This is a genomic window from Pseudovibrio sp. Ad5, assembly GCF_001623095.1.
Lineage (GTDB): Bacteria > Pseudomonadota > Alphaproteobacteria > Rhizobiales > Stappiaceae > Pseudovibrio.
Genome location: NZ_LMCH01000063.1, coordinates 195,103 through 207,748, shown reverse-complemented (window position 1 = coordinate 207,748; position 12,646 = coordinate 195,103). Strand labels below are relative to the sequence as shown.

General features: G+C 54.7%; 10 protein-coding genes. 7 read left to right on the top strand and 3 right to left on the bottom strand.

What is annotated here, in order from left to right; all coding sequences use genetic code 11:
* Positions 1-67 precede the first annotated feature (67 nt).
* From PsAD5_RS20675 to PsAD5_RS20665, 3 genes are all read left to right on the top strand, one after another.
* Positions 68-1,408: a YheC/YheD family endospore coat-associated protein gene (locus tag PsAD5_RS20675; protein ID WP_063293477.1), complete on the top strand. Its 1,341-nt coding sequence runs from the start codon at positions 68-70 to the stop codon at positions 1,406-1,408.
* 180 nt (positions 1,409-1,588) lie between these two features.
* A complete protein-coding gene (locus PsAD5_RS20670) occupies positions 1,589-2,365 on the top strand; it encodes an SDR family NAD(P)-dependent oxidoreductase (RefSeq protein ID WP_063293476.1) in 777 nt (258 codons plus the stop codon).
* 21 nt (positions 2,366-2,386) lie between these two features.
* Positions 2,387-2,869 (top strand): GNAT family N-acetyltransferase, encoded by a 483-nt coding sequence (locus PsAD5_RS20665; RefSeq protein ID WP_063287641.1) that lies wholly within the window; start codon positions 2,387-2,389, stop codon positions 2,867-2,869.
* Here the strand turns inward: PsAD5_RS20665 and PsAD5_RS20660 are convergent.
* Positions 2,823-3,680, bottom strand: a complete 858-nt coding sequence (locus PsAD5_RS20660) for a helix-turn-helix domain-containing protein (RefSeq protein ID WP_208988722.1) — start codon at positions 3,678-3,680, stop codon at positions 2,823-2,825. The genes PsAD5_RS20665 and PsAD5_RS20660 overlap by 47 nt on opposite strands.
* 136 nt (positions 3,681-3,816) lie before the next feature.
* On the opposite strand from PsAD5_RS20660, the gene PsAD5_RS20655 reads away from it, so the two are divergent.
* Complete coding sequence (locus PsAD5_RS20655; protein ID WP_084406017.1) at positions 3,817-4,809, top strand: threonine dehydratase; 993 nt, start codon at positions 3,817-3,819, stop codon at positions 4,807-4,809.
* Between the two features lie 47 nt (positions 4,810-4,856).
* Here PsAD5_RS20655 and PsAD5_RS20650 read toward each other — a convergent pair whose 3' ends face one another.
* Positions 4,857-7,718, bottom strand: coding sequence for a DUF2339 domain-containing protein (locus tag PsAD5_RS20650; RefSeq protein ID WP_063293474.1), 2,862 nt, complete (start codon positions 7,716-7,718; stop codon positions 4,857-4,859).
* 201 nt (positions 7,719-7,919) lie between these two features.
* Positions 7,920-8,732, bottom strand: a complete 813-nt coding sequence (locus tag PsAD5_RS20645; protein WP_063293473.1) for an SDR family oxidoreductase — start codon at positions 8,730-8,732, stop codon at positions 7,920-7,922.
* 306 nt (positions 8,733-9,038) lie between these two features.
* On the opposite strand from PsAD5_RS20645, the gene PsAD5_RS20640 reads away from it, so the two are divergent.
* The 3 genes from PsAD5_RS20640 to PsAD5_RS20630 all read left to right on the top strand — a co-directional run bounded on the left by PsAD5_RS20640 (position 9,039) and on the right by PsAD5_RS20630 (position 12,622).
* Entirely contained in the window at positions 9,039-11,030 is a 1,992-nt protein-coding gene (locus tag PsAD5_RS20640) for a 2-oxoacid:acceptor oxidoreductase subunit alpha (protein WP_208988720.1), read from the top strand.
* Positions 11,027-12,055, top strand: coding sequence for a 2-oxoacid:ferredoxin oxidoreductase subunit beta (locus PsAD5_RS20635; RefSeq protein ID WP_063293472.1), 1,029 nt, complete (start codon positions 11,027-11,029; stop codon positions 12,053-12,055). The genes PsAD5_RS20640 and PsAD5_RS20635 overlap by 4 nt, the downstream gene beginning before the upstream one ends.
* A gap of 204 nt (positions 12,056-12,259) precedes the next feature.
* Entirely contained in the window at positions 12,260-12,622 is a 363-nt protein-coding gene (locus PsAD5_RS20630; RefSeq protein ID WP_063287636.1) for a VOC family protein, read from the top strand.
* The last annotated feature ends 24 nt before the right edge of the window (positions 12,623-12,646 follow it).

Here is a 12,646-nt window from a genome sequence, read left to right as displayed (position 1 = left end):
TTGTATGGTCCGGCCCAACCGGTTTCGTCCTGTTTTGTCCTGATTTCCAGCTGATCTTGGGGGGCCTGTGGTTTCCGCTGTCAAACTTCATCTTTATCGTGTGTCCAGTTCAAACAATGAAGTGGTCTTTTCCAAAGGTGCCCTTCAAAAAATCGGCGCCACGGCCGGTGAACACCTGTCCTTCAAAATAGGCGCTTGTCACCGTTTTTCTGCCAAAACGGCAATCAACACAGAGCGCAGGTCAGCCCTTGGCCTGCCAGCAGATGTGTTTGACGAACTCGGCCTTGCGCTCATCGATGGCCTTCACGTAAAACGGGACGGGGACACCATCCACATCGGCCCGACTATTGGCATCATGGGTGCGGGCAAGTTTGATCCTGAGCGCCGCCACCAGCAGGATATGCTGACATACGCGCAAACCTGCGGCTACATCGCCTTTCTGTTTTCGCCTGAAGATTACAACTGGGCGACAAACACAATCACGGGGGAGACCATGCCTGGTCACCGCCAACCCGGTCTGCCCCTGCCAACCGCCATTTACAACCGCATTCACACCCGCGACGAAGAGCACAAACTGCGTGTGGAAGCGGTGAAGAACCGGATGCGTGCTCTGGGCTCTCATATATACAATCCCGGCTTCTTTGATAAATGGGAGGTGCATGAGCACCTGATGTACGGGCAAAAGCTGCGCAAGTACCTGCCCGAAACCCACCGAGCACCGACACCACCGCTTTTAAAGAAGATTCTGGACCGCCATCACTCCGCTTATCTCAAACCCGTCGACGGGCGAGGGGGCAAACTGCTGATGCGCTTGTCCAGGCGCGATAAAGGCTACCGCTTGCAATGGTTGACCGATCTATCCTGCCCGCATGCGGATTTCATGCAGCTGGAAGACGCGTTTGAGTTTGCCTTCAGTCATACGTCACTGGACCAGTATCTGGTGCAGCAAAGTCTCGACTTTTCTTCGTTCGATGGACGGTCTGTCGATTGCCGCGTTCAGATGCAAAAGGACATCAGCGGCACATGGCGCTGCTTGATGATCGGCCCAAGGGTCTGCGCGCACGGTTGTATCTCCTCCCACTTCAGCCAGGGTGCGGATGTGATTGATCCGGATGACTACTTCACCAACGCGTTTGGCAAGAAGGCCGAGGCGGTAAAAGCGGCTGTCGAGGAATGCGGTTTCGCCATTGCCCATCGTATGGACGACTATCACACCTCTCCAATCGGGGAACTGGGACTGGATATAGGCGTCGACAAAACAGGTTGCCCCAAGCTACTCGAGATCAACGCCAAGCCCGGACGCATGATCTTTCTCGATCCGCGCCACGCAGAAGCAAGAGTGACAACGCTGGAGGCGAGCATCGATTACGGCGCGTTTCTTTCCGGCTTTGGCGACGAGCCTGAGTGACGAGCGGTAAAACATATAGATGTCAGAAAGGTCTTAGCGCTCCGGTTACTTTGATTGCTGTTTGGCCTGTCAGGCTCTCACGTGTTGAGCAAAAACATACGGCATCTGTACTAAAACAACTCTTTGAGCATCTACGCGAGCAAGATCACGACGAGAGTTCAGTCGCATCTGGAGGTCACTGTGGCGCGGAAACTAAATGAATCCTCAGCAGTCATCGTCGGAGGCACATCCGGCATCGGATTTGCTTCTGCCAAAACACTCCTCCAATCCGGTCTTCAAAAACTCACCATTTGCGCACGCGACGTCACCAAGGGCCGCAACGCCCTGAGCAAACTTGCAGCAGAATTTCCCGGCGCCTATCTGCATTTTGTCCAATGCGACGCTTCAGACCCCGGCCGCACAGAAACCGCTATTACCCACGCAGAACTGGCCATGGGGCGAATCGATGTGCTGGTCAGCACCGGCGGTGGAGGGCTCATCCCCAGACCATTGCATGAGCTGAAACTGCAAGAGCTCATGCCCACAATCACCTCGCTCATGAGCAGTATTCTGCACCCAATTCATGCGGTTTATCCGGTCATGACGAAGCAACGCTGCGGTTCAATTATTTGTTTAACCTCGGATGTTTCCATAATCCCGACCTTTGGAAGCACAGCTGTCGGGTCTGCAACAGCAGGCATCTCCATGTTCTGCCGTGCCCTAGCGGTAGAAGCCAAACAGCATTGCATCCGGGTCAATTGTGTCAGCCCAAGTGTTGTACGTGGAACCCCTCTTTATGATAAGCTTCAAAGAGATCCTTTTGCTGCAAGCCTCATCTCAAAAGTCGAGCAGAACGCTCATCTGGGCGTCATCAAGCCCGACGAAGTAGCCGAAGCGATCAACTTCCTCGCCGGTCCGGGCTCTGCTAAAATAACAGGACAAATCATTAGCGTTTCCGGAGGAGGTACACCGATTTAGATTTTACAGGTCACCAGTCCTATGGAAAGTTTAGAACGCACTTTTACCCTTTCTGAAATGAGCGAAACCCCCGATTTCATTCCCACCATTGCCCATCGCATCTGGCAGACCTGGTGGCGAGACAAAGGCGTTTTGCAAGACGAGATCGAAGTCAAAGTCCGCGCAGCTCTTTGTCCTGAAGCTGTCCCCACCGCCTTTGTTGCTCACCGCGACGGAACATACCTTGGCAGCGCATTGCTGATTGAAAGCGACTTTGCCGCCCGTCCTCAACTGACACCATGGGTCGCCGCCGTGTGGACCGAGGAAGTTCATCGCCGCGAAGGCATTGGCACAGCCCTTGTTGCACGCATGGCCCAACTGGCGTTTGAAAACGGGTACTCACGTGTGTATCTGTGCGCCTCAGACGACAACACCCCGTTCTATGAGAAAATGGGCTGGCGCGTGCTTGAGTATCACGTCAAACAGTTGAACGTGCTGGCGCTGGATAAACCTGCCTCGTCATAAGCTGGGTGGGCGTAACACCAAGGCGTTTTTTGAAGGTCGAGCTCATATGTGCGTGGGAGGAAAACCCGCAGGTATAAGCAACCTGGCTGAGTGTGCTGTATGGTGCGCCAAGAAGTTTGCGCGCCCGCGCCACGCGTCGCTCCACCACATAATCGTGGGGCGTTTTGCCAGTGGCACCTTTGAACGCACGATTGAAAAAGCCCGCTGACAGATCCACACATGCTGCCAGATCAGACATGGACATCTGCCGGGCAAGGTGATCTTCGACAAACTCTTCCACCCGCTTCAACCGCGTATCTGTCATAGATGCTGCGGATGGAGGATCTTCATAGGCGCCTGCCTGAACTTGCTCCACCACATCCAGCAGAGCATAGAGCTGAGCTTCTATCGCTAAGGTGTCCTGAGGTTTTGCTGCGAGAAGTGCCTTGCGAAGATGAAAAGCAGCTTTAATCGCATCAGGCGAGATGGCATGGTTGAAGCGCATCTGTTCTCCGCGATCTGGCAGGAGTTCAGCTGGTACCGTAAAGGTCAGATACTCGCCGCCGCGCTCGCTCTCTGAGGTCACATCGCACCCCTTCGGCACAAAGGCGAGGCTGTTGGGGCGGGTCCAGAAATCAACCCGGCGATCGCTGTCAAAAGAATGCGCCCCGCGCTGGCTTTCAAACGCAAACCCGATTGAGGCCCGCGCCGCCGTGTAGGCAACAGCATAGGCACTGCTTGGCAACAACTGCAGCTTCCACTTGCTGATAATGTCCCGCGCTGAACTCATAGCCTCAGTTGCTTCAATAGGTTCATCTGATTTCCGACGCATTATCTATAAGCCGACTAACCCACGGCAAACAAGGGGACATTGGCCAAAGGCGTTTAGGTCAGTATTTTGAAAGCCATCATCGGCGTCAGGTTTTAAGCTCATGGCAAAGTGTTTTTAACTGCCAAAAGGAAATCGAATGCCGCTGTTTTCGCTAGAGGATCTGGAAGCTGCCCACACCACTGTTAAGCAGTTTGTCCCCGAAACCCCATGTTATGCATGGCCATTGCTGAAAGAACGTAGTGGTGTTGATGTTTTCGTGAAGCATGAAAACCATACACCAACAGGCTCGTTCAAGGCTCGTGGCGGGTTCACCTATGTGGATGCCTTGATGAAGTCTGCGCAAAAGCCCACCGGGCTGGTGACGGCGACGCGTGGCAATCATGGTCAGTCCGTTGCTCTTGGCGCGAGCCGAAATGGCGTTCCCTCTTATATTGTTGTGCCCGAAGGCAACTCACTGGAAAAGAACGCCGCCATGCGCGCGTTTGGAGCCAATGTGATCGTTGCCGGCAAGGATTTTGATGAAAGCCGCGTGGTTGCACAGCAATTGCAGGAAAAGCACGGCTATCACATGGTGCCTCCATTCCACGAGAACATCGTCAAAGGTGTCTCCACCTATGCGCTGGAGCTGTACCGTGCGATTTCTGATCTGGATGTGGTCTATGTGCCAATTGGCATGGGCTCCGGTATTTGCAGCCTCATCACGGTTCGCGATCTGCTCGGCCTGAAAACCAAGATCATTGGCGTGACCGCTGAAAACGCAGCTGCCTTTGCACTGTCCTTTAAAGCTGGCAAGGCAATCCAGACAGATACAGCCAACACCTTCGCAGATGGGATGGCCTGCCGCGACCCGCAGGCACAGCCGCTGGAGATCATCCTGAAAGGCGCGGAAGATGTGGTCAGCGTGAGCGAGGCGCAGATTGCTGAAGCGATGGCGGCCTACTACAAAGACACCCACAATCTGGCAGAAGGGGCAGGGGCTGCACCACTAGCCGGCCTGATGGCGAACAAACACAATTTACAGAGCAAACGGGCAGGTGTGATCCTGACGGGTGGCAACATTGACCTGACCACCTTCCTGAGTGTGATGAACACCCACTTACAGGCAACTGGTGAACTTGCTCCAGCCTAACAAAAAGGCCGGAGAGACGTGTTTGCTCTCTCCGGCCTTTTGATGAATTAAGCCTGATCTTGCTGAGGCTTGAGCTCCGGCTCGTCCTCTTCAACTGGCGTGTCAAACGACAAGAACCGTTTGTTTGCCCAGGCAATACCAACCAGTGTTAGTCCAAGACCAATGAACGATGTTGCGCGGGCAAGACCATACAGACCCGACATGTCGATGAAGAACACTTTCAGGCAGGTGATGATGATGAACGCCAGTCCTGCCTGCCCAACCCGTTTACGTTGCTTCACTGAGGCAAAGGCGATTAGCCCAACTGAGAAGATCAGCATCGCGACGGTGTAGCTGTAGAGTTCCTCCAGAACCACACCAGGCGCTGTCAACACAGGCCCCTGCCAGAAGGCGCGGATTTCCAACCCGACAAACATAACCAGCAAGACGCCCGCCAGACCGCGTGTCACGTTTTGCAGGTAAGCCTCACGGGTCCAGAAGCGCTCAGTTGCCAACAGCAATGCCAGAGCAGGATACAGATAGGCAATTGAGAGGCTATCAATCGGGAAGTAGCCGAAGACATGGTCCCGAGCCAGTGGGTTGGCCAAAATCGCAACCAGACAGTTCAACACTGCAATGGCCCAGTACCAATGGAATAGCCCTCGTCTCAACTTGGCGAAGGAATTTGAGAAACTCATCCGCTTCAGTTGAACGGAAACCTGAATTGCCAGAACAAAGGCATAGGACCCATGCATCACATACATGGGCATGTCGCCCTGATCGCGGTAGAACACCTGAAGCAAGGCGCAGAAGAACAGGGACAGGGCTGCCCAGACAGTCGTTTCAAACACAACTGCTTCGCTGTCATCCCCGCGCTGCTGGCCGCGCCACCAGCCAAATGCGCTGAGCGCGAGCACTGGCAGGAACAGCAGCGAAATGTCTCCGTAACCCGCTTCACCAAATCCGTCGATGTAACGCTGCGTGGTGAAGAAGACCATGCCACTCAGGTAAGCAAAGAACGCCTTTCGCGCTATGCTAAGCCCGAACAGATCTGAGATTTCGAGAACCACAACGGCTCCGATCATGAGAACCATCGGAAGTGTGATCTCGCCAAAGAAGTAGTAGGCAAATGGCAAGAATAGCAGGAAGGCAAGCGCAGCACTGCCCTCAGTTCCAAACTCAAACTTATGCGGTGACTTGCGGAAATAGACCGCCACGCAAACTTGCAGAGCAAGCGCAAACAGGTAGCCAAAGGCTCCGATAGCGCTCAGCAGCTCTGGCGCGTGCAGGACCGTGTAGACAAAGTAGACCCCCGCGCCAAGCCCCGGCAAGGCGACGGCAGACCAGTTCCAGAACCACGCACGCGTGGAGGTTTGGCCACGCAGCAAGCTGCCACCTGTCACCGCTGTGATCGTGACAGCCAAAGTGGCAAGATAGAACAGCTGATCGTCTGGCACAGATTGCCAGGCCAGCGCCTTCGGCATCCACATCATCAACGCGAAACCTGCAAGCAGTGCTGGTCCAATCAGGTCAAGGCTTTCCGCTTTACTCAAAAAGAACACATGGGCGACCAGCAAACCGGCGAACATCAGCGTCATTGGCCGTGCCAGACCCATGTCTTCACCCGCAAAGAACAACCCGGTCAGGAGCACGAGACCTGTCACCGCATAGCTTAGCAAAGCTGGATAGGTCTTCTTGTAGTCCCAAAACACGTTGTCCAATGGCCAGCAAGAGATCGCTGATTTCGGCGGAAAACCAAAGGCAGGCACCGTAATTGTCAGCGCAAGAATTGCGGCCAGCATAAGCGGTGTCAGTTGTTGCTCCGGCATCTGGATCTGCAACAGGAATACCCAGACGAAAACGGAAAGGACGCTGAGTGTGGAGAGCCAGATCCAGCGCTGCAAGCGTTCAACCGCAAAACTTGTTGCCAGCACCATCGCAAAATAGAGATAGAGCAAGGCGGACGGTTCTGACCCACCCACCAGCAGCGGGGAGTAATAGGCACCGAGAATACCAATGGTCGCGAGCACTGGGCCATAAAGAAGGCCACCGCCAATCGCGAGCCATGACACAAGCGCCAATCCGATGAAGGTGGTCGTTGGGCCAATCAACCCATAAAGCGAATAAGCGCCCACTGTGGCGCCAAACAGAGACGCAAGACCACCACTGGCCGCCGCAACCAGCGGGCCGAACGGATCAACATGCGCCTCTTTCTGCCGGTAGCGGAAGAACTCGGAGCCAGCAATCAGCAAGACACCAAAGGCCAGCGCACAGCTGATGCGCATGGCTGGTGAGAGGACTCCGTTCTCAATTCCGTATTGAACAAAGAAGATACCGCCGAATGCAAGCGACAGAGCACCCAGCCAGACAACCCAGTTTTTGCGGACGTTGTCGATAACGCTGCGGGCAACACCGGTAAACCACGCTTCAACCGGATCAGCCTTTGGCTGAGGTGGCGCAGATTGATGCGAGTCTGCCTTCTGCTCAGATTTTGGAGCGTCTTTCTGGGCATTTTTCTGAGCAAGCGTGTCGCGTTTCTCAGAGATTGAAGCCTGCTCAGAAGCTAGAGCAGCCCGCTTTACAGCCTGTGCTTTTGCATCCTCTTTCGGTACTTCTTGTGCAGCGATGCTACTCGGCACAGGAGGTGGCGTTGGTTTCGCCACTTCACTCCTGGTATCCACGTCTCTCATCCATGGCTTCTTCGACACAGACGGCACATAAGTTTCACGATGCGTCGCTGGCTTTTCAGCAGCAGTTGGAGCAGTCCCCACATTTGGAGACTGGCCCTGCAACTCAGCCATGCTCTTGTGCAGCTCTTTCATCTGCGCATTCAAAAACGTGAGTTTGAGCGCGATATCTGAGAGGCGGTTGTAAAATGCGAATGCCACACCAAGAAAAAGGGCGACGGCAACAATAATTATGAGTTCCATGAAAACCTGAGGAAGCAAGACTTAAAGAAAAAAGACTGCGGTAAACCTACACGCATTGCCCGTTAAGAGCCACGACAATTTTTCCTGTGCCTGACCTGCAGCTGCCTCAACTGGTCTCAGAAGCTTCAAACAAAAAACAGAGGACACCACCGCATCCTCTGCTTTCAAATTGTACTGTTGGGGGAACGGTACAATCAGACCCTAAAGGCCAAGCTGTTCCTTCAAGCCGCCAATGAATGTTGCATCATCCAGTGCTTTGCGGTTGTCGAGGAACTGGACGGCATCCGCGCCAGCACGATAGCGCAGGGTATCGGTGCCGTCCGTGACGGCGGTATAGATGACGTCTGCCACAACGCTTGGTGCGGAAGGCTGCATGCCCCCGTTCATGGCACCGAACAGCGCTTGCACAACGCCCTGGTATTCCGTCATGCTCTCGTCATTGGTGAAGTCGAAAGAACGACCGGCGAAATCGGTGCTGATCATTCCGGGTTCAACAATCTTCATCTTGATGCCAGCAGCCTCAAGTTCAAAGTGAAGCGCCTCTGAAATGCCTTCAACCGCAAACTTTGTGCCGTGATACAGCGCGCCGAGCGGGAAGGTCATCTGGCCGCCGATGGACGAAATGTTCACAATCGTACCGGATTTGTTGGCGCGAAGGTGGGGCAGGACACCTTTTGTCACCGCAATCAGGCCAATGACGTTGGTTTCAAACTGGCGGCGCACTTTCTCCATGGAAAAGGCTTCCAGCGGACCATAAGCGCCATACCCGGCGTTGTTGAGCAGCACGTCAATTTTGCCAAAGTGCGCGATGCCCTCAGCAACAGCCGTTTCAATGGAAGCTTCATCCGTCACATCTAGACGGGTCACATGAGTATTATCGAGCTGCGTCAGCTCCTCTTCCTTTTCGGGCTGGCGCATTGTTGCAATCACGTTCCAGCCTTTGTCGTGAAAGGACTGTGCGGTGACCTTGCCAATGCCAGAGGACGCGCCTGTGATAAGAATAGTGTTGGACATGAGAAACTCCTGAAACCTTATGCGAGATATCTTTTTGGAACTCGCTTGTTATTCTTCGTCTCTGTCAAACTAGGAATGCAGTTGGATCGGTTCAAAGCCATATCGCGCCAAATGACTCGCAAATGACGCCAAACTTAAATCTGTCAGGGTGCAGAACGAGAATGGACGGGGTACAGGCAAAACATGAGGCCGAAACCACCAAGATCGGTACAACTGCTGAGGGCTGTTCGACCAATTACCAGCGGGCTGCGTTAACGGGTCGCAACTCCATTCCTGCTATTACAGGCTACAAAAAGCCACAGAGAAGTGGGTATTCTGGCTCAGCTGATTGGCAATGTCCTGAGGGACAAAAGAACAGACGAGATTTCTGCCACTGCCGCTGCCAGTATTTTGGAGCCGATTATGCAGAACGGACTGGAACACAGCACAACAACGCGTGAGCTTCCTGTCTCCCAGCAGCCGGAGGTCGACTATGTGCGCGTCCGCTTTGCCGGAGACTCGGGCGACGGCATTCAGATGACGGGCACGCGGCTGGCTGAAAGTGCTGCCAGATTTGGCAACGACATTGCAACCTTCCCGGATTTTCCGGCGGATATACGCGCACCAAGCGGTACGGTCTACGGTGTCTCAGCCTATTCCCTCAACATCGGCCACACCGAGGTGGACACGTTTGGTGATGAAACTGACGCACTTGTGGCGCTGAACCCGGCAGCCCTGCGCAAGTATCTGGAAGGTGTGAAGCAGAACGGTCTGCTGATCATCGATATGGACGCCTTTACCGAGCGCGCCATCACCAAAGCAGGTTTTTCTGCCAATCCGTTGAAAGATGGGTCACTCTCCAGCTTCCGCGTGCTGCCGCTGGAAATCACCAGCAACACAGAAAAAGCGCTGAAGGAAACCGGCCTTTCCGCAAAGGATGCGCGGCGCAGTAAGAACATGTGGACCCTTGGTCTGGTCCTATGGCTGTTCGAGCGCTCTACTGCAGATGTTGAGCATTGGATCGAGCAGAAGTTCCACAAAAAGCCTGATGTGGCCAAGGCCAACATCATGGCATTGCAGGCAGGGCACCTTTACGGAGAAGTCACCGATCTGCCGCCGGATGTTTCCCGCTACCGCATTCAACCAGCTCCATTGATGGAAGGCGAGTACCGCTCCATCAATGGCAATGAAGGCATGGCCTATGGCCTTTATGCTGGTGCCACCCTTGCTGATCTGGAACTGTTTTACGGCTCCTACCCAATCACGCCAGCATCACCATTGCTGCACACCGTGGCAAAGTTGAAGGAGCTGGGTGCGATTTCGTTTCAAGCGGAAGATGAGATTGCCGCCATCTGCGCCGCTATTGGCGCTTCTTATGCCGGACATCTGGGCGTCACGGGCTCTTCCGGTCCCGGCATTGCGTTGAAGACGGAAGCCATCGGCCTTGCCATCATGACAGAGCTGCCGCTGGTGATCGTCAACGTCCAACGCGGCGGTCCTTCCACTGGCCTGCCAACCAAGACGGAACAGTCCGATCTGTTTCAGGCCATCTGGGGCCGCAATGGGGATGCTCCGCTGCCCGTCATCGCACCAGCTCATCCGGCTGAGTGCTTCGACATGGGTGTGGAAGCTGCCAAGCTGGCCACAAAGCACATGACACCACTCATGGTGCTCACTGATGGCTACATAGCCAACGCCAGTGCCCCATGGAAACTGCCGGACTTCAGTGATCCAGCCTATACTCCATTCCCGGTCAAGAAGACCACAAGTCCAGAGGGTTTCCTGCCCTATGACCACGATCCCGACACCATGGCCCGCCCATGGGCTGTCCCGGGTACTGCTGACCTGATGCACCGCATTGGCGGACTGGAGAAGCAGGCAGGCAGTGGCAACATCTCATATGACGGCGAAAACCACCAGCTCATGACCCAGATCCGCGCCCAAAAGCTGGAGGCGATCGCGAAAAGCATTCCGCCGCAGCATGTGGAATCCGGAGATGCCACCGGCAAACTGGCTTTGCTTGGCTGGGGCTCCAGCTGGGGTCCAATCCGCGTGGCCGCTCGCCGTGCAGAGCTGGAAGGCAAGTCCGTTTCCCACATTCACCTGCGCCATCTCTGGCCGCTTCCGCTTAATCTGGAAGAGCTGCTCTCGGGGTTTGATCGGGTGATCATTCCAGAAATGAACAACGGCCAATTGGCAACAGTGCTGCGCAGCCAGATGGATGTTCCGGTTGAGAGCGTTTCCTGCGTGAAGGGACGTCCATTCCTCGTCCGTGAGATCGCCAAAATCATTGAGGACGCGCTGGGAGCTTCATCATGACTGACCTGAAACCAAAAGATTTCGCCAGTTCTCTCGATGTTCGCTGGTGCCCGGGCTGCGGTGATTACGCAGTTTTGAAAAGCCTGCATAAGATGCTGGCCGATACAGGTGCAAAGCTGGAAGACACCCTGTGCGTTTCCGGCATCGGTTGCTCCTCCCGCTTGCCATACTACATGGCAACCTATGGCTTCCACACAATCCATGGCCGCGCACCTGCCATTGCCTCTGGTGCAAAGCTTGCCAATCCGGATCTGGATGTGTGGGTGTTCACGGGTGATGGTGACGGCCTGTCCATCGGCGGCAACCATCTGCTCCACGCGCTGCGCCGAAATCTTGATATGCAGATCGTGCTGTTTAACAACCAGATTTACGGCCTGACCAAAGGCCAGTACTCGCCAACCTCGCAAAAGGGCATGCGCACGCCGAGTTCTCCGGGCGGTACAGTGGAAATGCCACTCAACCCAGCTCGCTTTGCCATTGGGGCAGGCTCCAAGTTCATCGCCCGCAGCATTGACACACAGGCCAAAGTGCTTGGCCCCATTTTGCAAGAGGCACGCGACTTTGACGGCACCGCCTTCGTGGAAGTGCTGCAGAACTGCGTGATCTTCAACGACGGTGTGTTTGATCACCTGAAAGATAAGAAGCAGGGGCCAGACCACACTATCGTTGTGGAACATGGCCAGCCCATGGTGTTCGGCGTCAACAAAGACAAAGGCATCCGCGTGAAACCCGGCGGCTTTGGACTGGATATTGTTTCACTGGAAGAGGACGGTTGCACGGAAGCAGACCTGCTGGTCCATGACGAAACGAACCACGCACTGGCCGTTGCATTAGCTGAGCTGGGAGAGAAAGACGGCGAACCAACCGTCCTCGGCATCCTGTTCCGCGAACAAGCCACCGAATTCGGCACCGCCAGCCGCATCGGCCTGCCAGAAAAGCCCCTGAGCATGACCGAAAAACTCGACCGCCTTTCTGCAACCCTGCGCGCATCAGAAACATGGGATGTGGGCGAAGACGCTGCTTAATTCCAACCATTGCTCACTCGCCAGAACCTGACAAGCCCTGCTTCAGGTTCTGGCGAGCCCTGCTTCAGGTTCTGGCGAGCCGGTTTATCTAAACCGATCAACCCAAACCACCATCATCCTCTGATCAACTCTTGAAGCTTCTGCCTTGCGAAGCTCAAGGCAATTGAGGAGTATGTTCTGCGGCCAGCATTTGGGGGAACTACTATGGAAAAAGTTACAGGAATTGGAGGGATCTTCTTTAGAGCAAAAGATCCTGCAGCTGTCGCTCAGTGGTACGAGCAACATCTGGGTATTAATCTGGCGCCAACAAATATGGAGATGCCACCCTGGGTCTCAACTGAGGGCGTCACCGTGTTCTCGCCCTTTGCTCAGGACACCGATTATTTTCCGCCAGACCACAGCTTCATGCTCAACTTCCGTGTGGCGGATCTGGACAAAATGCTCAACCAGCTTCGCGAGGCTGGTATCGAAATCTCTCAGGAGCAAACCATGGATGGCATTGGTCGCTTTGCCAGAATTCATGATCCGGAAGGCAATCCCGTTGAGCTTTGGGAACCAACGGCATAACGCGTCCTTCATCTTTTAAGAGAT

What these genes read in the sequence shown, in the direction of transcription:
- PsAD5_RS20665 (WP_063287641.1), top strand. Translation starts at nt 2,387, where the DNA reads ATGGAAAGTTTAGAACGCACTTTTACCCTTTCTGAAATGAGCGAAACC.
- PsAD5_RS20650 (WP_063293474.1), bottom strand. Translation starts at nt 7,718, where the DNA reads ATGGAACTCATAATTATTGTTGCCGTCGCCCTTTTTCTTGGTGTGGCA.
- PsAD5_RS20635 (WP_063293472.1), top strand. Translation starts at nt 11,027, where the DNA reads ATGACTGACCTGAAACCAAAAGATTTCGCCAGTTCTCTCGATGTTCGC.
- PsAD5_RS20655 (WP_084406017.1), top strand. Translation starts at nt 3,817, where the DNA reads ATGCCGCTGTTTTCGCTAGAGGATCTGGAAGCTGCCCACACCACTGTT.
- PsAD5_RS20630 (WP_063287636.1), top strand. Translation starts at nt 12,260, where the DNA reads ATGGAAAAAGTTACAGGAATTGGAGGGATCTTCTTTAGAGCAAAAGAT.
- PsAD5_RS20645 (WP_063293473.1), bottom strand. Translation starts at nt 8,732, where the DNA reads ATGTCCAACACTATTCTTATCACAGGCGCGTCCTCTGGCATTGGCAAG.
- PsAD5_RS20660 (WP_208988722.1), bottom strand. Translation starts at nt 3,680, where the DNA reads ATGCGTCGGAAATCAGATGAACCTATTGAAGCAACTGAGGCTATGAGT.